The following is a 618-nucleotide window of genomic DNA, read 5'->3' on the forward strand; positions in this document are numbered from 1 at the left end:
TTCATGCGATGGCCACGTTTATTACAGAACAGGTAAGCACAATGCGGTTTGATGTAGCCAAAGGCTCTCACCACCTGAGCCATGATAGTATCCATCCCTGCTCGCATATCCAGAGGTTGGGTAGAAAGCCAGATTTCATCAATGCGGATCATGTTGCAAGTGCCTTGAGTAATTCTGCTAAAGCAGATATTTCTGATACTTGCCATTTCAAGCCAATTTCTACTTTTGAGTGGGGTAAAGTAATTTGAACCGTTAACATGTCAGTAGGAGTAGGATCTAATGGTGCAGAGCAAGATAAGGCAATAAATGCAGGTTTATTCGGTAGTGGTGAGCGATCATTCCCTGGCTTACCATCAATTAAGCGAATCCATTTGGATACAAGATTTGTATTCAATCCATGTTGCAAAGCGACCGAAGCAATTGAAACGTCCGGTGCTTTACAAGCCTGAACGATCTGCTGTTTAAATTCAGCACTGTATGTTCTTCGTTTTTTCGCAAGAGATGCGATGGATGTCTGGTGATTTGTAGTCATAAATTTTAGTCCCCACTTGTTTTTAAGTGGGGACTAAATTAAGGCTTATAGGATGAATTCATAAGGTGTGTTCAGCGGACGCTTAC

Annotated in this window: 2 protein-coding genes; both read right to left on the bottom strand. The window is 41.9% G+C overall.

The features are described 5' to 3' along the window. Positions 1-206: IS66 family insertion sequence element accessory protein TnpB (gene tnpB, locus PV763_RS17760; protein WP_420938306.1), on the bottom strand; the 206-nt coding region annotated here is incomplete at its 3' end. Next, positions 149-532: an IS66-like element accessory protein TnpA gene (gene tnpA / locus PV763_RS17765; RefSeq protein ID WP_005404026.1), complete on the bottom strand. Its 384-nt coding sequence runs from the start codon at positions 530-532 to the stop codon at positions 149-151. The genes tnpB and tnpA, both read right to left, overlap by 58 nt. Between the last annotated feature and the right edge of the window lie 86 nt (positions 533-618).

This window comes from Acinetobacter sp. AS5, from assembly GCF_048957595.1.
Classification (GTDB): domain Bacteria; phylum Pseudomonadota; class Gammaproteobacteria; order Pseudomonadales; family Moraxellaceae; genus Acinetobacter.

Excerpts from the sequence above, each read along its gene's own strand:
- tnpA (WP_005404026.1), bottom strand. The coding sequence starts at position 532 with ATGACTACAAATCACCAGACATCCATCGCATCTCTTGCGAAAAAACGA.